Source organism: Rhizobium sp. BK008 (genome assembly GCF_014197345.1).
GTDB classification, from domain to species: domain Bacteria; phylum Pseudomonadota; class Alphaproteobacteria; order Rhizobiales; family Rhizobiaceae; genus Rhizobium; species Rhizobium anhuiense.
On the sequence record NZ_JACIFK010000001.1, the window covers coordinates 1,471,103 to 1,490,724 of the forward strand.

Sequence of the window (19,622 nt, forward strand, 5' to 3'; positions counted from 1 at the left end):
GGCGTGCCGCGATACCTCGGCAGTGAGGAACATCTGACTCGTCCGTCGGCGTCCCGTTGGCTGCGTTACAGCCAACGGACAATTGCTGCGGCCGCATCGATGCTGTCGCCGTCGTCTGGGACGGAGGAGCCACTGCCGCAAGGGCATTGACAGGCGCCAGATTGCTTCTGGAACAGGCCTCGCGCGTTGTCCTGATTTCCGTCACCGACGACAAGCAGATTGACGAGCGCAGTCGAGACCACCTTGCGTCGGCATTCGGCAAAGCTGGTTTTGCCGTCGACGTCGTGGCCATGCAAGCGAAGGGAGACTCGCCAGCCAGCGTCATTCAATCGATGGCCCCAGAACGCAAGGCCGATTTACTCGTCGCGGGCGCATTCGGTCATTCGAGACTGCGCGAATTCGTCTCGGAGGGGTCACACGGTCGCTGTTGAGCCGCCTCGAAATGCCCGCCCTTCTTTGCCACTGATTACAATGCGCGCAAGGCATTGCCGATGACTGCAACATCGATCACTCCTGGAGAAGAGCGCCTTGCACGGGAGGTAAGCAAGGCTCGCACAAACCATAGCGATCACCGAGAGTCGGATGCGACAACGAACGCTTGGGAGGATTCAATGAATCTGCGCGAAGTCCGAAGGCATCGGCTTGGCAAGCTCTTTGAGAATTGCTTCAAGCGCATTGGCCGTCGCCTGCAGGCCGGATGACTGCGCAATTTTCAGCGCCTCACGGCAGTGAACAGACAATTGGTCCTTCTGGTGGTCTTGGTGGATGTGGTCGTTCGTCGGGAATACGATGCCCGCATATTGCGACGGGTTTCCGGCTTCATCCCTGAAGCACCGGCCGAAGGCGGCCACGGTGACCATTTGCCCGCTTCGGTCAAACACCCGGTAGTCATGGCGGTACGGATTTCCTGTGATCACCGATTCTGAAATCGCCTTGGCCACGGATGGCTTGTCGTCCGGGTGAATCCGGTCGAGATATCGCATGACCGGCAGCCCCGCGATGGTCTCTTCCGGATCAAGGCCAAAGAGATTTGCCAGCGCCGTATCCGCATAAACCGTGTCGGTCGCCAACACCCAGGTGAAGATGCCAGCCTCTTCAGAGAGAGGAAATTCGGAGGTTCCAAAAGCTCCGTCGACAAGGTTCATTCGCCATCCCCAGTCTGCTCGCCAATGCTGCCAAATAACCCGTCACCCGGCTCTTGAAAAAATACGACACGCTCGATCAAAGCGGTCGACCATTTCACCCTCGATCCTAGATCTTAGATCTTAGATCTTAGATCTTAGCCGCGTTTCCATCGGACGCAACAGCAGGGAGGTTCCAAGCGCCGACTAGCGTTTCCTTGCTTGGCAGCGATCCATGTTTGATGGGGTCAATCTGTGGCGGATGAATGGCAGGCTTGAACGCACATCGCCCGCAGCCCACGTCCGGCGGGCAGCGGAACCGGCGGAAAGAACCCCGGGGAGCGGCGATACGTGCTTGGAGCTGCCGCTGCCGCGAAGTAGTGTTTCAGAAAATCCACGTAAAGTTCGGGGGCACCATGGATTTTCTGAACGTCGCGGCGATTGTTTTCTTTCTTCTTGTCTGGGTGGCGGTCGAGCCTTTGATGGCCGTGGGGTGGCCGAGGAAGAATGATAGTCTTTCCGTCGATATGGTGCGCATTCGCGCGGCCTGGATGCGGGAGGTGCTGACGCGAGACAACAACTTTATCGGCGACGCCGCGATCCTCGGGCACACGATCAATTCGGCATCCTTCTTCGGCTCGGCCAATCTCATCGTCATCGTTGGGCTGAGCGGCGCGCTTTTCATGGAACCGAACTATGGATCGGGTGGCCTGATTGCGATGTTTGCGGCTCAGGACCCCGCCTGGTTTTTCCAGTGCAAGGTCCTCCTGATCATGGCGACGCTGCTGCGGGGCCTATCCGATTTCATATGGGCGGTCCGGCAGATCAACTACTGCCTGGCGGCGATCGGGGCGAGCCCCTCTCGCGATGAAGACAGGGACATTGTCGGCTGGACGAATGCTCTGACTTTGGTGTTGAACCCTGCGCTTCGATCGTTCAGCGTCGGCGTCCGATCCTACTACTTCACCGTCGCAGCCGCGTTCTGGTTCATCGGGCCAATACCGTTCATTGTCGCCACCATCCTCAGTGTCGGCGTGTTGATCTGGCGTCAGTCCTGGTCGGATGCGGCAAAGGGGATCATGGCCATACGCAAGCTGCTCGACTAGGCCTGCGGCTCGGCGCAAGGTGGTAATCTGGCGGGCGTGCGGTTGAGGACGTTGCGAACGTCCGACACTCGTACGACAATAAACAGAAGCGGTATCTCATGGGCGGCGGCTGATGGATCGTCTTGAAGCAATGCGCATATTGCTGGCGGTCGTCGACGCCGGGAGCATCTCAGCCGGCAGCAGGAAGCTGAACGCGCCACTGCCGAGCGTCAGCCGCAAGGTGGCCGAGCTCGAACGACATCTTGGGGCGAACCTCATCGTCCGCACCAGCCGCAATCTTCAGCTCACGGACGCCGGACGCGACTATGTCGATGCGGCTCGAAAGATCATGGCGGATCTGGAGGAGGCCGAGCGAAGGGCGTCCGGGGAATACCAGACGCCCCGAGGCGTGCTGACGATCACGACGCCGGTCGAATACGGTAGCCGATACGTCCTGCCGGTCGCGCTGAGCTTCATGGAGAAGTACCCGGAGGTGTCACTGAACCTTCTGTCGCTCGACCGCACAGTGGATCTCGTCTCCGAGCAGGTGGATATCGCGATCCGTCTCGGCGACCTCGCCGACAGCTCCCTCCATGCCGCCAAGGTCGGGGAGTTCCGGCTGCTGACCTGCGCGAGCCCCACTTATATCAAGCGGCATGGCATGCCTGAGCGTCCCGGCGATCTCATCCATCGCGACGGGATCATCTTCAACAAGCGGACATTCTTCTGGACATTCGACGTCGACGGCACGCCGATGGAGGCCGTGCCCCGCAACCGGCTGGAAGTGAATACCGCGGCGAATTGTGTTGCGGCGGCTGTCGGCGGGGCAGGGATCGCGCGGCTGTTCGACTATCAGGTTTCGGACGAACTGGCGTCCGGCGCGCTCATTCCCATCTTGCGCGACTTTGACGGCGCACCGCAGCCCATCCATATCGTCTACGCGCGCCAGGGGCTTCTCGCCTTGAAGGTACGGGCTTTCGTCGACTGGGCGCTGCCGCGGTTGCGGGTGCAGACAAACCATAAAGATAATCAAATATTATCTGAATGATGCGTGGATTTCCTCAACCGTTTGTTTCGGATTCTGAAGGTGCGGGAAATGACCGATGCCCGGCAGGGTATCGACTTTTGCACCGATCTTGGCGGCGAACTCGATGCCCATTTCGCTTCTGATGTAGATGTCCTTCTCGCCCCAGATCACCCTCACGGGCGTCTTCAGCCGGTCGAGGTTGGCCTCGAGAAAGTTCTGGTCACGTGTGAAATTCGCGTAGTAGTGGGCGAAGGCATCTGCCGCCGTCGCGCCGTCGAGGCTCCAGGAGCGAGCCATGTCTTGCTGGACGTCGACAGGTAGATCGAATTGCTCAGCGGGGGAGAGGCCGCGCCTGTGCACGTTCTGAAGGATCTCGTCGCTCGTCTTGTTCATGTAGGCGCGCGTCGGCGAGGCGGTCGGCTCGGCTTTGAGGTTCTGCAGGTTCTCCCACATGTATTGCGGCCGGTCGAACGGCGCGAAGTCTCCGACGATGATCCGCCTGGCGATCGTCGGCTCATCGAGAGCGAGCAACAGAACGGGGAGGGCGGCGATGTCAGTCGCATAGATCACGAGGTTCGACCGGTCGATGCCTGCCCGCTCGAGATAGGCTTTCAACACCTGGGCATACGCCTTCGGCGCGTAGGAAAAGAATTCAGGAACCGGGCGCGACGACTGCCCGTAGCCCGGCCAATCGAAGGCATGGACGTCGTAGTCGCGAGCAAGCATCGTCGCGATGTCCTTCCAGACCGTCAGCGTTTCCGGAAACCCATGCAGGAAAAGCACGGTGCCTTTCGGCGCCGGGGCTCGGACAATCATCCTTCTCAGCGTCAGGATCTCATCGATCTCGATGAAGTCGACGGCGTCGTGCGCGGCCTCTCGGGAAGCGATGGTTTCAGACGTGCGGGAAGTCGGAGTTGTTGCGACCGATGCAGCCGTATTTGCGGGTTTGTCCCTAGACATAGGAGGTCCTTTCCTGAACGGCGGTCAGCCAAAGCCCAGAGCCGGCTGTCTCCTGACACAATTGAGCACGGCGTCAGCGCGCGGTAGCCGGAGAAAGTGAGAGGCACCCTCTCGATGGCGGCGGCGCTGCAACGCGGCTGCCCAAGGCGGATATTCCAACGAGAGGGTGCCTCTCACTTTTCCGGGGTGCCGCCGGCAGCCGACCGCGACAATATAAGGAAGAACTGATACTCCTCGAATACGAGCACGAGGAGCGCGAACCGATTAGGTTCAACGCCCGTCAGCAAGAAGTATCGACGAGGGCAGGGCGTCCGAGGTGGCGACCTATGTGGTCATCTGGGGCTTGCCCTTGTCGAATATCTCTCCGTTGGCTCTCGATGTCATGAAAGGACACGTGTCATAGCACTGACCTCTTTGAAGCATAGCCACGCCCTGAAACATGGACATATGTCACGACGCTCACTGCTGTTAGCGGTTGCCGCGGCCGGCATGTCTGCCGCTCTCCTTCCACCCACATCGGATGCTGCCGATGTCGTCGCCGCCACACCCGGGGAGATCCAACCGTTCAAGGCCGAAGTCGCCGAGGCGGCGCTCGCAGACCTCAGGCGGCGTCTTGCCGCGACGCGCTGGCCCGACGGCGAAACCGTCATGGATCGTTCGCAGGGCGTCCAACCCGACAGGATGAAGGAACTGGTGCGTTACTGGCAGTCGTCCTACGACTGGCGGAAGGCGGAGAGCAGGCTGAACAGTTTCCCGCAGTTTCTCACCAATATCGACGGACTGGACATCCACTTCATCCATGTCCGTTCCCGTCACGAAAACGCGCTGCCACTGATCATGACCCACGGCTGGCCGGGGTCGGTCTTCGAACTGCTTGACGTTATCGGGCCGCTCACGGATCCGACGGCGCATGGAGGCGCGGCGGAAGATGCCTTTCACCTGGTGATCCCGTCGATCCCGGGATTCGGCTTCTCCGGAAAGCCTGCTGCAACCGGTTGGAACCCTCAGCGGATCGCTGCTGCCTGGGACGTGCTGATGAAGCGACTGAACTATGACCGCTATGTCTCGCAGGGCGGCGACTGGGGGGCAATCATCAGCGACGCCTTGGGTCGCCTGGCACCCGATGGGCTGCTGGCGATCCACGTCAACAGGGTCGAACGTGCCACGACCCTCCCATCAGACGCGGCCCAGGCGCTTAAAAATGGAGGGCCGGCGCCCGATAGCCTGTCTGCGGATGAGAAAGTCGTCTTCGACGAGGCTCGAGATTTCCTCAACAACGGTTTTGGCTACGCAGCGATCATGAGTACACGGCCGGAGACGATCGGTTACGGCATTGCGGATTCTCCGGTCGGCCTTGCCGCCTGGCTTTACGACAAGATCGCCGACTGGGTGTTTACCGCCGGCGACCCCGAACAGGCGCTTGGCAAGGATGCCATTCTCGACAACATAACCCTGTACTGGCTGACGAACACCGGCCCCTCCAGCGGCCGCATCTATTGGGAAAACGCCATGTCGGGCGCGAAGCTCACGCCCGTCAAAGTGCCGGTGGCGGTCACGGTGTTTCCCGGAGAGGTTTACAAGCCGCCAAGGCAGTGGCTGTCCAAGGCCTATCCGACGCTCATCTACTACAACCGCGCCTCCAAGGGCGGTCACTTCGCCGCCTGGGAGGAGCCGGAACTCTTCAGCCAGGAGACCAGGGCAGGGTTCAGAAGCTTGCGATCTTAGAGCAATTCCAGCAAAAGTGCGTAGCGGCTTTGCCTCCGGAATTGCGTGAAAACAAAGAGATAGAGCATTTCCGTGATTGGGAGAAAAACGTAAATGCTCTAGCGCCTTCTGGCCGTTGGTTCGCAGTCTGCGCCCCGAGACCGGTTCGTCGATTGACGTTGGTCGTGCAACGCTTCACAAAGTCCGAAGTTTCGACCAACCCAGCAAAAGTGACGACAACGTCGCAGGGACCACGGCCACATGCGCATCAACGACGACCGTCATCCCCGCCACAGAATGTGCGCATTCCTGACGCTGGTATTTTCAACGCTTCTGCTCGCGAGCGCAAACCTCGCATCGGCGGCTGAGCCGACCAATTCCTCGGCCCCGATCCGGGTTATTATCGAATTGCCGAATGATGATTCCGGACGAGCGCTGGTCAATCGGATCGTTCCGGGCAATCAGGAAGCGGCGCAGCCGGTAGCAGTCTCGCAAGAGGCGGCACCGACGTCGATTGCGACGTCACTACAGGATTTGCGCCAGAGGTTGCTCACACTCGTCGATGCCGTTCCAACTCTTCCCGGGCAGATCCAGTCGGCGATCCGGGTCTTCCAAACGGATGATCGTATCGAACCTGTCGGCCTGATCTTGGCGGTCATACTCTTCGTCGCCGGCGGGTTCGTTGCGCAGCGCCTGGCCTGGTGGTCAGGGCGAGGGCTGCTCCATTTTGTGCTGAACGCGCCCGCCGGCACCGTCCGGCAACGGATCAAGCTCCACGCAGCCCGGCTTTCAATGGGTCTTCTCGCGTTGGCCGGTTACCTGATCGGAAGCCTCGGCGCGTTTATCCTCTTTCCATGGCCCGCCGTGTTTCGCGATATTGCGCTCATCCTGCTATCGGCCGCGCTCATGGTGCGCCTTGGCGTGCTCGTGGGCCGTATTGTCATCGCGCCAGGCGCCCGCCTGCCGCATATGCGGCTTCTGACGCTTGTCACCTCACTTGCCTGGTTCTGGTACTACTGGCTCCTCGCAATCGTCGCAGTGCTGGCGGCTGGCTGGGCCACCATTGAAGTGATCGGGACGATCCGAGCTTCACCCATCTTGGTCGACCTCTTTACCGCAGCATGGCTTGGTGTCGTTTCAATCGCTTTGATCGTTATGATCTGGCTGCGGCACTATCGTTCTGACGGGCCACCCGTGAGCCGGCTGGTCTGTGTTGGCTTCAGCGCGAGCATCCTGCTCTCGTGGCTGTTATGGGTTTCCGGTCTCCGCGGTGCATTCTGGACAGTGGTCGTCATCGCGCTTCTGCCGCTGACCGTTTCGGTGGCTCATGATATCATTCGTCGCATTATTCAATCTGGGGAGGGGCAGGCGGTCGAGGATCCGGCCATCGTCGGATGGTCCGTCGTTATCATGCAAACGCTGCGGAACGCTCTCATCGTGGTCGCTGCGCTGCTCATTGCCCGCGCATGGAATGTCAATCTCAGTGACCTTGCCGCTGCCGAAACGGTGACCACGCGTTTGATCCGCGCCGGAATTCGCATCGTTATCGTGCTGCTAGTGACCGACGTTATCTGGAAGCTCGCTAGCACGTTGATCGACAGTCAGATGGCGATGGCGTCGCGAAGCGTGCAGGCGGGACATCAGGAGGGACCCGACGCGCGCCGGCGTCAGCGGTTGAATACCCTCCTTCCCATTCTTCGCAATGTACTCTTCCTGGCGATCGGCGCTGTCGGCTTCCTGATGATCCTGGATGCCGTAGGCATTCAGATCGGACCGCTGCTGGCGGGCGCCGGTGTCGTCGGCATAGCCGTCGGCTTCGGTGCCCAAACACTCGTCAAGGACATCATCTCCGGCGTCTTCTATCTGTTCGACGATGCCTTTCGCATCGGCGAATATATCCAGGCGGCGAAATATAAAGGGACTGTCGAAGGTTTCTCGTTGCGATCGATCCGCTTGCGACACCATCGCGGTCCGGTCACCATCGTTCCCTTCGGGGAACTCGGCGCGGTGCAAAACCTAAGCCGCGACTGGGTCATCGATATCATTACGCTCACCCTGAACTATGACAGCGACCTTGAGGAGGTCCGCAAGACCATCAAGCGCATCGGCGTTGAGCTTCTCGAAGATGCCGAACTCGGGCCCAACATCATCGAACCCCTAAAAATGCAGGGGATTGAGCAGATGGCGGATTACGGTGTGCAGATTCGGCTGAAGTTCATGACGAAGCCCGGCGAACAGTTCGGCGTTCGCCGAAAGGCGCTCGCCATGCTCAAGAAAACATTCGCGGAAAAGGGCATTCAATTTGCAACGCCGACCGTTCATGTTTCCGGCGGCCCCGCCGATGCAGCAGCAACCGCTGCCGCCTCGGAGCTGCAAAGACCATCGAAAGTCATCTCGACACTTGAGGAATAGCAACGGCGAGCGGATCAGGTGAGCTTCCGCCGAATCCCGTCGAGCAACACTCTGACCCGCACGTTGCCGCCAAGTGCGCGTCCGTCCGAGACATGGGTTTCAAAAGAGTCTATTGGCTGGGATCAGCTGTTCTATGAGTCACGTTCGCGGTGAACTCGTCGATGCGCTGGATCGTCAAGACGCAAATTCGAGCAGGCCGATTTTAAAAGAGTGGGCCTATGAGATGGATGAAGAAGGTATGCCTTTGTAATCAAACGGCATCCTTATGTTCCATAATCTATCTTATGCGACAGTTGGGCCAGTTAGAGATGCGACATCGATTGGCCTGAGCACCCGCCCCCTCCTTCGAGGCCCTTCGGGGCACCAGGATGAGGTTCTGTTGGATGTTGCGCTCCACAAAACGTCCATCGAATGCGACTCCGGCAGACCGGCGCTGCGCCGTCTCCGCTTGTCATGAGGAACAAAATTCGTATGGCGAGGTTGTCATTACGATAAGCACAAGACTATGGGAGGAACTCATGCGGAAATCTCTTCAATTCGTCCTGGTTGGCTTGGCCGCCATAACTGGGCTCACTATCTCACCGACGATCGTTGCCGCGCAGGACTTGGAGTTACGGCTCGGCCCTGGGGGCGTCGGCGTTTATGACCGTGATCGTGCCTATGACCGTTACGACCGCCGCGACCGCGGACGGCGCGGTTGTGATCCGGACGATGCTCTCGACATCGCCCGTAGCGAAGGACTTCGCAGGGCGCAGATCGTCCGCATATCTGCCCGCAGCATCGTCGTCCAGGGCATGACGCGCCGCGGACCGGAGCGAATGGTCTTTGCAAACCAGCGAGGCTGCCCGGAAATCTGACTAGCGGCGTGAACTGTTAGGTCGGTCGGCCTTTGCGATTGTAGAACGAATCCGCCCGGTGCAGCCTTGTTTGCGCGCCCGGCGCGGAACCTTTGGGCGCTCAGGACATTGCTGCCCATGCGGCGACCTGCATTGGGCCGTCTGCACCTTGGAGCACCATAGGAGGATTCATCATGATGAGCGGTCAATTGAAGGCGCTTCTCGCCGTTCTTGCCGTTGCCGGCTACCAGAACAGAGACAAGATCGGGGAACTCCTGCGGGGCATCCAGAACCCTCAGCAGGCTGGCGCGGGGAACCAGCAGCCGGGCGGTCTCGGGGGCATCCTTGGCGGACTGGGCGGCTCCGGCGGTCTCGGCGGCCTCCTCGGCGGGCTGACCTCAGGCGGCATTGTCAGCGGCGGGCTGGGCGATCTACTGAAGACATTTCAGCAGAACGGTCACGGCGACAAGATCGAGTCTTGGGTACAGCCCGGTCAGAATGCCGACATCAATGATGGGCAGCTGGCGGAAGCACTCGGGCCTGACGTTCTCAACGAGATCGCCGCCAATACCGGCCTTTCTCATGAGGAGATTCTGGGCCGGCTGAGCCGCGACCTTCCCAAGGCTGTCGACGATCTGACACCAGAGGGGAAAGTGCCCAGCGCCGAAGAGGCGTTTTTGTCATCCGCGAGTCAATCAACCACCTCCGGGCGGCCCGGCACCATCTGATATCGGGACGTCGCCCTCGCCTATCACCACTGGGCAGGTGCTCGGTCAACGAACGCCTGCCAAAGTCTTCACTTGCAGGCCTGGGGAAGCAGGTTCATGCTTGTCCCTGTCCGCTGGTTGCGGCTGAATGAGCTGCAACGCATCGGGTTTTCGCGAGATGCGTCCGATGGAGTGCGCGGGCTGCGGTTTCGATATTCAGAGCGGTTTTGCTTTCTGTCCGCGATGCGGCGCAAGGCAGCCTGTCGCCTGCGCCGCCTGCGGCTATCCCTGTCAGCCCGATTTTGCCTTCTGCCCGCAATGCGGCGCATCGATATCAGGCAAAGTCCAACCTGCATCGAAGCCCAACATCGAAGCGATAACGCCTAAGCCGGACAGCGATGCCGACCGGCGGCCGGTGACCGTGCTCTTTGCCGATCTCTGCGGCTTCACGACGCTGAGCGAGCAGATCGATCCCGAAGTCATGCGGGTGCTGCAGAACGAATTGTTCGAAGAGATGGCACAGGCGGTCGAGGCTTATGGCGGCTTTGTCGACAAGTTCGTCGGTGATGCGCTCCTGGCGCTGTTCGGCGCGCCGGTCGCCCATGAAGACGATCCGGTTCGGGCGCTTAACGCCGCACTCAATATGATCAAGCGAGCCACGGAGGTCGGCGAGCGCTGGCACGCACGCGCCGGCGTGCCGTTGCGTCTGCATATCGGCATCAATAGCGGCCCTGTTGTCACCGGCGGTTTCGGTGCAGTCAGTACGAAATCCTATTCGGTGACCGGCGATACGGTGAATACCGCGCAACGCCTGCAATCCATGGCCGGCGAAAACGAGATCCTCGTTGGGCCGCTGACCTACCGCCTCACCCGCCATGCCTTCGCCTTCGACAGTCTCGGGGCTCAGACCTTGCGAGGCAAAAGCGGAAACGTGCAGGTCCATCGGCTGACCGGGCTGTCGGAAGCGCCGCATACGGCGCGTGGGCTTGAAAGCTTTGGCCTGCGGGCGCCAATGATCGGACGGGACAGGGAGTTGTCGGGCTTGCTGACATGCCTCGATCTCGCCTGCGGCGGCGCGGCACAGCTTGTCCGCCTGATTGGCGAAGCGGGTATCGGCAAGTCGCGGCTGGTCAACGAGTTCGTCGCAATCGCTAGCAATACTGCCCGTTTTCAGGGCCTTGCCATCCGCAAAGCGACCTGCTCCCCCCTCGGCGAACAATCCTATGGGACGCTCGCCGCCGTGGTGCGCAGCGCCTACGGCATCGGCGAGCGGGATGATCTTGCCAGGACGCGGCAATTGCTGGCAACGGGGTTCGCCGCGCTCGATCTCACGCCGGAGGACGTGGAGGCACTTTTGCCTCTCTTTTTGCATGTCCTTGGTCTCGGAGATCCCGATGGCGCGTTGCGCCACATCGAGCCGGAGCAGTTGCGGCGGCAGATTTTCTATGCCGTCCGCACCGTCTTCGAGCGGCGGTTGGGACAAGGTCCCCTGCTGCTCGTCATCGAGGATCTGCATTGGGCGGACGCCGCCTCGCTTGAGGTGCTGCGCTTCATGATGGATCGGCTGGAGCGCAGCCGGCTGATGCTGCTTGTGATCTACCGGCCGACATCGCAGACCGACCCGCTGAACTCCAATCGTGTCAGCGTCACCGTGCAACGTCTTGAGCCACTCTTTGCAGCCGACGGGCAGAAGCTGCTTGCTGCCTTTTTTGGCGAGGGCCATAGCAAGTTGCCGGTGACGATGCGCAAGCGCATCCTCGATCGCGCCGGCGGCAATCCGCTTTTCATCGAAGAAATCCTGCGCGGACTGATCGACATGGGCACGTTGCACGATGATGGTCAGCATGGCGACGGCCAGCACTGGCATGTCGCCGCCGAAGACACCGATGTCGATATCCCGGTCAATCTGCAGGCCCTGCTGCTTGCCCGCGTCGATCGGCTGCCGCAGGAGATCAGGCGGCTGGCGCAGGAGGCGGCGGTGGTCGGCCCGAAGTTCGATACCGCCCTGCTCCGCACCGTCGCCACCGACCCGAGCGGCATCGACGCTGCCTTGGATTACCTCTGCGATGCCAATATCATCGAGGAATTGCGCGGGTCCGATGCCGTGGTATCGCCGGGCTATCGCTTCAGCCAGACGCTGATGCACGATGTCATCTACCATAATCTCCTGCTGCAGCGGCGGGTGGAGCTTCATCAACGGATCGGCCGGGCTCTGGAACGTCAGTATGGCGCAGCGCCCGACCGGCCCGAGCATCTGGCGCAACTTGGCCATCATTTCAGCCTGACCACCGAAAAGTCCAAGGGCGCCAGCTATCTGATGGCGGCAGGCGATCTGGCGCGCAAGACCTACGCCAATGATGACGCCATGCGTCTCTATCGGCAGGCGCTTGCGGCCTTTGCCAACGAGGCGGAAGTGACACCGGAGCAACTGGCACTGCTGGAGCGTCTTGCCGATCTCTGCGGTCCTGCCGGCCTGCGCGACGCCGCCTTGGCCCATTATCAGCGAGCGCTTGCGATCCACCGCGCCAAAGACAATCCGATTGCCGCGGCGAGGATATTGCGCAAGATCGGCCGTTTGCATCTCGATGCCGGCCGCCGCGATCAGGCGGAGATCCATTGCGCCGAAGCTGAAGCGACGATCGCAACCGTGGATGCGCCGGTCGAACGTGCGCATGTCCTGCAAGAGCGCGGCCATCTCGCCTTCCGCATGGGCGATCAGGCTGCCGCTGCCGAGTGGGCGACGCAGGCGCTGCAATGCCTGCAAACGCTGCCGATCGACGGCACGACCGAGGCCGGACGGGAGACGGCGCGGGCGATGGCAGAGGCGCTGAATACCAAGGGTGCAGCCCTTGCGCGACTCGGACGTAGCCGCGAGGCCGTGCAGGAAGTGGAGCGCAGTCTCTCCGTCGCCGAAAAGGCCGATCTGCAAAGTGCCGCCTGCCGCGCCTATTCCAATCTTGGCGTTCTCTACACGATCGTCGATCCGGCCAGCGCCATCAAGATCTGCCGGCGAGGACTGGAGGTCGCGACCCGTATTGGCGATCTCGGCTTCCAGGCGCGTCTTCTCGCCAATCTCGCCGTTGCCTGCTGCACCTTTACCGATCGGTGCGCCGCCGAGGGCGTACCGGCGGCGGAGAAATCAGTCGAAATCGACCGGGCGCTCGATCAGCGCGACCATCTCTCCGTGCCGCTGATCGTGCTCGGCCAGATTCATCAATGCCACGGGCAGCCGAAGCTAGCTCGTAAGTATTACGAGGAAGCCCTTGAGGTTGCGAAGGAAATTGATGAACCGCAACTGCTCTTTCCGTGCTATGATGGCTTGGCGACACTCAGCCTCGAGCATGACGACATGGACGCGGCAGAACGGTATTTCACGCTGGCACAGGATGTGTGCATCCGCCACAACCTCGATCCAGGCACGCTCGTCGTCTTGCCGTTTCTCGACTGACCCGTCCTCGTTGCAGTGATCACCGGAGATCGATTTGGCAAGTCGATTCAAAAACATAAAGGGAGGAACGAAACATGCAGGTGAACCACGCCGCAAGGCCATTGCAGCCGGGAGATCGCGCGCCGAACGTGGTGCTGGATGCCATCACCCGCCAGGGGAAAGTTGCCATCGACGATTTTCGCGGCCAGAAGCCGGTGCTCGTCGGGTTGTTCCGCGGATTGCATTGCCCCTTCTGCCGCCGCCAGATCGCCGCCATGGCCGAACTCACCGATGCCTTGCAGGAGAAGGGCATCGACAGCCTGACCGTCGTCAACACACCGATCGACCGCGCCCGCCTCTATTTTCGCTACCATCCGCTTCCCAATCTGCTGGCGGCCTCGGACCCGGAGCGGGTATCGCACAAGGCCTTCGGCCTGCCGAACCTTCAGTTTACCGAAGACGAGAATGACTGGCCGCATAAAATCAGCATGAATGCGGTGACGTCGATGCGCATCGACATGCCGGACGAGCTTCCAGCGCCCATGGACCTGATGGCAGCCGTGGAATTTCTCGACAAGGCCGATGGTTACGAATTCACCGAAGATGACAAGCAGATGATCGCCACCGGCCACGGCCAGCTTGTCGGTGAATTCCTGCTCGATCGGGATGGTGTCGTGCGCTGGTGCTTCACCGAAGTCGAGGAGGATGGTCGTCATATGTTCGGCGGCCCTGCCCCTCGCGAAGTGATGTCGGCAGCGTCGAACATGGCTGTTTGAAGCAAAAGAGGCCGTTCTTGACCGGTTGAACGCCGGAGCAAGGCGGGCCATTCCAAACCCGCGTGCTCGCCGTCATTCCGCCCTGAATTTGGCGTGGCAGGTCGTGCAGGTCTGGAGCATGAGGTGGAACGCGTGTTCCGCCGGCATTGCCAGGAGATCCTGCTCGTTGCGGACGTGAGTGCCGAGCGGTCCGCCGCCCATGGCCTCGCCAGGCTTCATGCGCATGCTGGCGGACATCGATCCCGGGTTACTCCGGGCGGCGGCGTCCAGCGCGACCGCGTAGTCGCGCAGGTCGTTCGCGATCCGGTCGAACCGCTCGCGCTCCGCGGGGATGTTCGGCCTGGCCTTCGACTGTGGACTGACGGCCTCGGACATGAAGTGCCCGGAGAGGACGACACCCGACCTGTCGCGGATTGTGTCGGCAGCCCAGCTGAACTCGGTAGCCTTGTAGCTCGCCGGATCCTTGAACATGCCGGAGATGGTCTTAACCGCCGCGGCCATGGCCTTCATGTCGGCCTGCCGAAGCGCTACGACATCCTCGGTCGCCGGCGACGAGACTGCCATGATCGGCATTATACCCACGACGAAGAGCAAACCAAACATGTTCGCAAAAATGGTTCGTCTCATAAGGCTGCTTTCCGAATCCGAGATCGTGCCGCTTGCGACTACCGATATCCGTTCTCATCGGGGCAATAAAAGGGCGGGCGCCCTCCCCGATACGCCGCATCTCGCGATGCTCCAAGCCGATCAGGAAGCGTTAACCGCCGCCGATTAGTCTGCGCCCCTCGGCAGGAGAGGATCGATGAAAAGTGGCTATTCACTGGCCCAGATAGGGCTTCACTGGCTGGTCGCCCTCATGGTGCCGGTGCAGTATCTGACGGGTGGCAGCATCGAGAGAACCCACCATGCCGTCCACATGGGGATGGCGCCGGCTTATTGGGACGTCGTCCAGCACCAGCTCCATAACTATGCGGGAATGGCGATCGGGCTGCTGATGGGCGCACGGCTGGTTCTTCGCATCCTTCAGCCGCCAGAGATCGGCGCGCCCGGCACATGGAGCGGACGAGCCGCCACGGCGCTTCATCACGCCTTCTACGCCGCCATCATTGGACAGGCCTGCATGGGATTGGTCGCGAGCTACGTCTGGTTCGGGATCGCGCCGTACCACGTTATCGGGTCGAGGATCATCCTGGCGATGGTCGCGCTGCATCTCGCCGCGGCGATCTGGCATACGCTCGTCGTCCGTGACGATACGGTCGACCGGATACTGCTGCCGCGCCGGAAGCGGTCAGCCGAAAATCTGTAACGTGGCGAGCGTCAGTACGTCGTAGCGGCCCGCCTTGGCGACGAAAACCGGGATCGTGTAGCACTATAGCGCCAAAGGAAGCTCTAGCTTGTGCACAACGTGATGTTCGCGCCACATAAAGGACTCGAACATCCGCGACACAGAGGTCTTAATTGAAATCCGGCTGCATTGCATGTAGGCCGTTGGGAATGGGCAAGATGTACCGAATCACAATGAGCAGGCTGCTCGTGATGATACGGCTGGTGATCGTCGTATCACTGGCGGGGTACTCGTTGTCGAATGCTAACGCAGCGATGCACGGCTCCTCCTTCCCCGATCTCAAAGCCGTTGTGTCCGACGTGACGTCGCCCCATGAAGGCCACGACATGACGGAGGCCGCCCATCATGGCCACGCGCATGGCGACGTATCTCATGATGGCGATGGCCCGTCGAAGCTCGTCAAGCAGGAATGCTGCAAGGACTTCTGTGGCGGGCTTGGCATCATTTGTGATGGCCCCGACGTCGGCGGACCCGTCGTGACCTCGATCCGGCAGTTCGTTGACGACCGGACGACCATTGGCGAACTGCCGCCCCTCCACCGTCCCCCGAATATCTGAATAGAGACACACCCGCTTGATCGGGTCCCGTCGGTCGCGTGCCTTTTAGGCGAGCGCCCACAGGTTATCTCTTGTTCGGAAACTTCATAATGAAACCCTCGCTTTTCGTGGTGGGGCTGCCGCTTTTTATCGGCGGCTGCGCATCCACGCTTCCTCCCGACGTGGTGGCATCCTCCGCCGCCGTCGAACAGCCGTCCGCGCGCCCCATCACATACCGGTCGCCGATCTCGGGCTATGAAGCCAGGCAGCCCGTCGACCCCAAGCCTTGGCGCAGACAGAACGATCTGCAGTCTCCAGCAAATGGAGATGCCTCATGATCGGGCCTAGAAGAATGATGATGGCGCTGGCATTCCCGCTGGCGCTAAGCGGTTGTGTCACGGGCGCCGACTATTCCCGCAATGAGGCGGGCTTCATTTCCGTCGCCAACAAGACCGCCAGTGTCGAGGCGAAAGAGACCGTCTGGATCCAGAACCAGAACCAGGCCCGTTCTGCGGGGGCGCAGGTCAAGAGCCTGCTTGCTCGAACGAAACCTCTCGACGTCGAGACGGCCGTCCAGATCGCCCTGCTCAACAACAAAGGCCTCCAGGCCGGCTATGCCGATCTTGGCGACAGCGCGGCTGACGCCTGGCAGTCGACGATGTTCATCAACCCGACAGTCTCCATCGGCACCACAGGGATCGGAACTCCGGAACTTCAAGCGTTCAAGACGATCGAGGGGATGATCACAACGAACATCCTGGCGCTCGCGACGAAGAGCAGGGACGTGGCGATCGCCGACACACGCTTCCGGCAGGCGCAGTTGACCGCGGCCGTGAGAACGCTTCAGGTTGCCGCCGACACGCGGCGTGCCTGGATCGGCGCAGTCGCGGCCTGGGAGAACGTCGGGCAGCTCCAGAGCGCCCAGGCGACGGCCGATGCCGCTTCGGAGCTCGCGGCGAAGCTGGGCGAGACCGGTGCGATGACCAAGGGCGCCCAGGCACGTGAACATGTGTTCGTCGCCGAAATCGCCGGAGAAACGGCGAAGGCCCGCCTGGCGGCCCGCCTCGCCAAGGAGGAGCTGACGCGACTGATGGGCCTCTGGGGCTCCGAGCTGGACTATCAGGTTCCGAACAGCCTGCCGCCGCTGCCCAAGTCCGTCGCAAAACGCGACACCATCGAAGCCGAAGCACTCCGAAACCGGATAGACCTCCAGGTCGCGAAGCTCGAACTCGAAGCCACAGCCAGGTCCTATGGCCTGACCGAAGCGACGCGCTACGTCACCGACCTCGAGATCCTGACCGGCTTCGAAACGGAACGGGAAATCGAGGACGACGAGAAGAAGACAAGGACGACTCCCCAGGTCGAACTGGAGTTCGCAATCCCGATCTTCGACACCGGCAAGGCCCGGATGCGCAAGGCCGAGGTGGCATACATGCGGGCGGCGAACTTACTGGCGGAGAAAGCCGTCAACGTGCGCTCGGAAGCGCGCTCCGCCTACGAGGCCTACCGCTCGAACTACGACATCGCCCGGCACTACCGCAACAACGTCGTGCCGCTGCGCGCCAAGGTCGAGGAGGAATCCCTGCTGACCTACAACGGCATGATCACCAACACGTTCGAGCTGCTGACCGACACCCGCGACAAGATCAACTCCATCCTGCTCTCCGTCAACGCGAAGCGAGACTTCTGGCTGGCCGAAGCCAATCTCGCGCCTGCCATCTACGGCGGCGGCGCGACGAACGCCTCGGCAGAGACCGAGGTCGCCGCTGCTTCCGGGAGCGGCGGTGGCGGCGGCCATTGAGAAAGGAAACCACCATGTTCAACAGACGACAACTGTTCGGTGCAAGCGCGGCCATGCTGGCGGCGGGAGCCTGGACGAAGACGTCGGCGATGGGCTTACCTGACGCTCCGACAATGGAATCGGCGGACATGCAGCCGCCGCTCCACCCGACCTCGGGCCCGGACTACCAGCCGGTCGTCACCCTCAACGGCTGGACCCTGCCCCACCGGATGAACAACGGCGTCAAGGAGTTCCACCTCGTCGCCGAGCCGGTCGAGCGCGAAATGGCCGACGGTATGACGGCCTATCTCTGGGGCTATAACGGCCAGTCTCCGGGGCCGACGATCGAGGCAGTCGAAGGCGACCGCGTCCGTATCTTCGTCACCAACAAGCTGCCGGAGCACACGACGATCCACTGGCACGGCATGATCCTGCCGTCGGGCATGGACGGCGTCGGCGGCCTGACGCAGCCGCACATCCCGGTCGGCAAAACCTACGTCTACGAGTTCGATCTCGTGAAGTCCGGGACCTTCATGTACCACCCGCATTCCGACGAGATGGTCCAGATGGCCATGGGCATGATGGGCTTCTTCGTCATCCATCCGAAGGATCCGAAGTTCATGCGCGTCGATCGCGACTTCGTCTTCCTGCTCAACGCCTACGACATCGATCCCGGCTCCTACGTGCCGCGGATCATGGAGATGACCGACTTCAACATGTGGTGCTGGAACAGCCGCGTGTTTCCGGACATCAGCCCCCTCGTCGTTTCCAAGAACGACAGAGTGCGGGTGCGTGTCGGCAACCTGACGATGACGAACCATCCAATCCATATGCATGGCTACGATTTCGAGGTGACGTGCACCGACGGCGGCTGGGTCCGGCCGGAGGCGCGGTGGCCGGAGGTCAGCATCGACATTCCGGTCGGCGCGATGCGCGCCTACGAGTTCGATGCCAAGTACCTCGGCGACTGGGCGATCCACTGCCACAAGTCCCATCACACGATGAACGCCATGGGTCATGACATCCCGACTTTCATCGGTGCAGACAAGTCGAAGGTCGCCGAGAAGATCAGGAAGCTGCAGCCGGACTACATGCCCATGGGTACCAAGGGCATGGCCGATATGGGCGAAATGGAAATGCCAATTCCCGAGAACACCGTTCCGATGATGACCGGCTGGGGGCCACACGGCCCCATCGAGATGGGCGGCATGTTCTCGGTCGTGAAGGTTCGCGAGGGCATCTCGGCGGACGACTACTCCGATCCGGGCTGGTACGAAAACCCGCCGGGAACGCAGGCCTGGGAGTGGACCGGCGAGCTGCCGGACGCGACCAAGGCCAAAGACGCAAAGACGCAAATCACGCCGAAGCCGACAAAAGGCTGAGGCCCAATCTCCCACGTCAAGAAAGGATCTACGCATGAAGAACTACGTATTGGCACTGGCGCTCGTCGCCCTCGCAACCCCGGCGCTCGCGTCCGGCAATCACGCCGGCGGCCATGGCGACAAGATGGCCATCGGCGAGCCTGGCGACAAGGCGAAGGCGACGCAGACGATCCGCGTCACGATGAAGGAAACCGAGGACGGCAAGATGCTGTTTACTCCGGCCGTCTTCAATGTCCGCAAGGGACAGACGGTCAAGATCGCGATCAAGAATGCCGGAACCGTCGACCACGAGTTTGTGCTCGATCAGGAAGACAAGATTCTCGAGCACAAGGCGGTCATGGAGAAGTTCCCGGAGATGGAGCATGACGATCCGAACTCGATTCGCCTTCCAGCCGGCCAGTCCGGCGAGATCGTCTGGAAGTTCACCACCGATGGCGAATTCAAGTTCGCCTGCCTGATCCCCGGCCACTACGAAGCCGGCATGCACGGCGACGTCACCGTCGCTGGCAAGTAATCTGCAAAAG

At 61.2% G+C, this 19,622-nt stretch carries 18 protein-coding genes and 1 pseudogene; 16 read left to right on the forward strand and 3 right to left on the reverse strand.

All coding sequences use genetic code 11. The annotated features are described in order from the left end of the window. Positions 1–47 precede the first annotated feature (47 nt). Positions 48–466: pseudogene (locus FHT69_RS07130) on the forward strand (universal stress protein); the annotation flags it as partial. A 142-nt stretch (positions 467–608) separates the two neighbouring features. On the opposite strand, the gene FHT69_RS07135 reads toward FHT69_RS07130, so the two are convergent. Next, positions 609–1,145: a PAS domain-containing protein gene (locus tag FHT69_RS07135; protein ID WP_063475610.1), complete on the reverse strand. Its 537-nt coding sequence runs from the start codon at positions 1,143–1,145 to the stop codon at positions 609–611. 392 nt (positions 1,146–1,537) lie between these two features. Between FHT69_RS07135 and FHT69_RS07140 the strand changes: the two genes are divergently transcribed. Both FHT69_RS07140 and FHT69_RS07145 read left to right on the forward strand, forming a co-directional pair. Then, the gene (locus FHT69_RS07140; protein ID WP_063475609.1) at positions 1,538–2,227 is read left to right on the forward strand and encodes a DUF599 domain-containing protein; all 690 of its coding nucleotides are present in this window, start codon (positions 1,538–1,540) and stop codon (positions 2,225–2,227) included. A 112-nt stretch (positions 2,228–2,339) separates the two neighbouring features. Beyond that, a complete protein-coding gene (locus FHT69_RS07145) occupies positions 2,340–3,254 on the forward strand; it encodes a LysR family transcriptional regulator (protein WP_063475608.1) in 915 nt (304 codons plus the stop codon). Here the strand turns inward: FHT69_RS07145 and FHT69_RS07150 are convergent. Continuing rightward, entirely contained in the window at positions 3,243–4,193 is a 951-nt protein-coding gene (locus FHT69_RS07150) for an alpha/beta fold hydrolase (RefSeq protein WP_097623434.1), read from the reverse strand. The genes FHT69_RS07145 and FHT69_RS07150 overlap by 12 nt on opposite strands. A 447-nt stretch (positions 4,194–4,640) precedes the next feature. Here FHT69_RS07150 and FHT69_RS07155 point away from each other — a divergent pair, with 447 nt between their 5' ends. The 6 genes from FHT69_RS07155 (at position 4,641) to FHT69_RS07180 (ending at position 14,055) form a co-directional block, all read left to right on the forward strand. Continuing rightward, positions 4,641–5,918 carry an epoxide hydrolase family protein gene (locus FHT69_RS07155; protein ID WP_409527525.1) on the forward strand — a complete coding sequence of 426 codons (1,278 nt, stop codon included), beginning with the start codon at positions 4,641–4,643 and terminating at the stop codon, positions 5,916–5,918. Between the two features lie 240 nt (positions 5,919–6,158). Beyond that, on the forward strand, positions 6,159–8,309 hold the full coding sequence (locus tag FHT69_RS07160) for a mechanosensitive ion channel family protein (protein ID WP_097623436.1): 2,151 nt from the start codon (positions 6,159–6,161) through the stop codon (positions 8,307–8,309). Between the two features lie 518 nt (positions 8,310–8,827). Further along, a complete protein-coding gene (locus FHT69_RS07165; RefSeq protein ID WP_183905120.1) occupies positions 8,828–9,166 on the forward strand; it encodes a hypothetical protein in 339 nt (112 codons plus the stop codon). 173 nt (positions 9,167–9,339) lie between these two features. After that, the gene (locus FHT69_RS07170) at positions 9,340–9,873 is read left to right on the forward strand and encodes a YidB family protein (protein WP_047615838.1); all 534 of its coding nucleotides are present in this window, start codon (positions 9,340–9,342) and stop codon (positions 9,871–9,873) included. A 166-nt stretch (positions 9,874–10,039) separates the two neighbouring features. Next, positions 10,040–13,300 (forward strand): adenylate/guanylate cyclase domain-containing protein, encoded by a 3,261-nt coding sequence (locus FHT69_RS07175; RefSeq protein ID WP_183905379.1) that lies wholly within the window; start codon positions 10,040–10,042, stop codon positions 13,298–13,300. A 74-nt stretch (positions 13,301–13,374) separates the two neighbouring features. Further along, on the forward strand, positions 13,375–14,055 hold the full coding sequence (locus tag FHT69_RS07180; protein ID WP_097594490.1) for a peroxiredoxin-like family protein: 681 nt from the start codon (positions 13,375–13,377) through the stop codon (positions 14,053–14,055). Between the two features lie 72 nt (positions 14,056–14,127). On the opposite strand, the gene FHT69_RS07185 is transcribed toward FHT69_RS07180, so the two are convergent. Beyond that, a complete protein-coding gene (locus FHT69_RS07185) occupies positions 14,128–14,628 on the reverse strand; it encodes a c-type cytochrome (RefSeq protein WP_409527526.1) in 501 nt (166 codons plus the stop codon). On the opposite strand from FHT69_RS07185, the gene FHT69_RS07190 reads away from it, so the two are divergent. From FHT69_RS07190 to FHT69_RS07220, 7 genes are all read left to right on the forward strand, one after another. Continuing rightward, positions 14,618–14,830, forward strand: a complete 213-nt coding sequence (locus FHT69_RS07190; RefSeq protein ID WP_179874664.1) for a hypothetical protein — start codon at positions 14,618–14,620, stop codon at positions 14,828–14,830. The two genes, FHT69_RS07185 and FHT69_RS07190, sit on opposite strands and share 11 nt — an antisense overlap. 27 nt (positions 14,831–14,857) lie before the next feature. Next, positions 14,858–15,361 carry a cytochrome b gene (locus FHT69_RS07195; RefSeq protein ID WP_183905122.1) on the forward strand — a complete coding sequence of 168 codons (504 nt, stop codon included), beginning with the start codon at positions 14,858–14,860 and terminating at the stop codon, positions 15,359–15,361. A gap of 197 nt (positions 15,362–15,558) precedes the next feature. Further along, a complete protein-coding gene (locus tag FHT69_RS07200) occupies positions 15,559–15,957 on the forward strand; it encodes a hypothetical protein (protein ID WP_246780697.1) in 399 nt (132 codons plus the stop codon). 89 nt (positions 15,958–16,046) lie between these two features. Then, positions 16,047–16,274, forward strand: coding sequence for a hypothetical protein (locus FHT69_RS07205; RefSeq protein ID WP_097594493.1), 228 nt, complete (start codon positions 16,047–16,049; stop codon positions 16,272–16,274). Further along, on the forward strand, positions 16,271–17,737 hold the full coding sequence (locus tag FHT69_RS07210) for a TolC family protein (RefSeq protein ID WP_183905124.1): 1,467 nt from the start codon (positions 16,271–16,273) through the stop codon (positions 17,735–17,737). The genes FHT69_RS07205 and FHT69_RS07210 overlap by 4 nt, the downstream gene beginning before the upstream one ends. A gap of 14 nt (positions 17,738–17,751) precedes the next feature. Next, positions 17,752–19,098 carry a multicopper oxidase family protein gene (locus tag FHT69_RS07215; protein WP_047615193.1) on the forward strand — a complete coding sequence of 449 codons (1,347 nt, stop codon included), beginning with the start codon at positions 17,752–17,754 and terminating at the stop codon, positions 19,096–19,098. A 34-nt stretch (positions 19,099–19,132) separates the two neighbouring features. Then, the gene (locus FHT69_RS07220) at positions 19,133–19,612 is read left to right on the forward strand and encodes a plastocyanin/azurin family copper-binding protein (RefSeq protein WP_097594496.1); all 480 of its coding nucleotides are present in this window, start codon (positions 19,133–19,135) and stop codon (positions 19,610–19,612) included. Positions 19,613–19,622 lie beyond the last annotated feature (10 nt).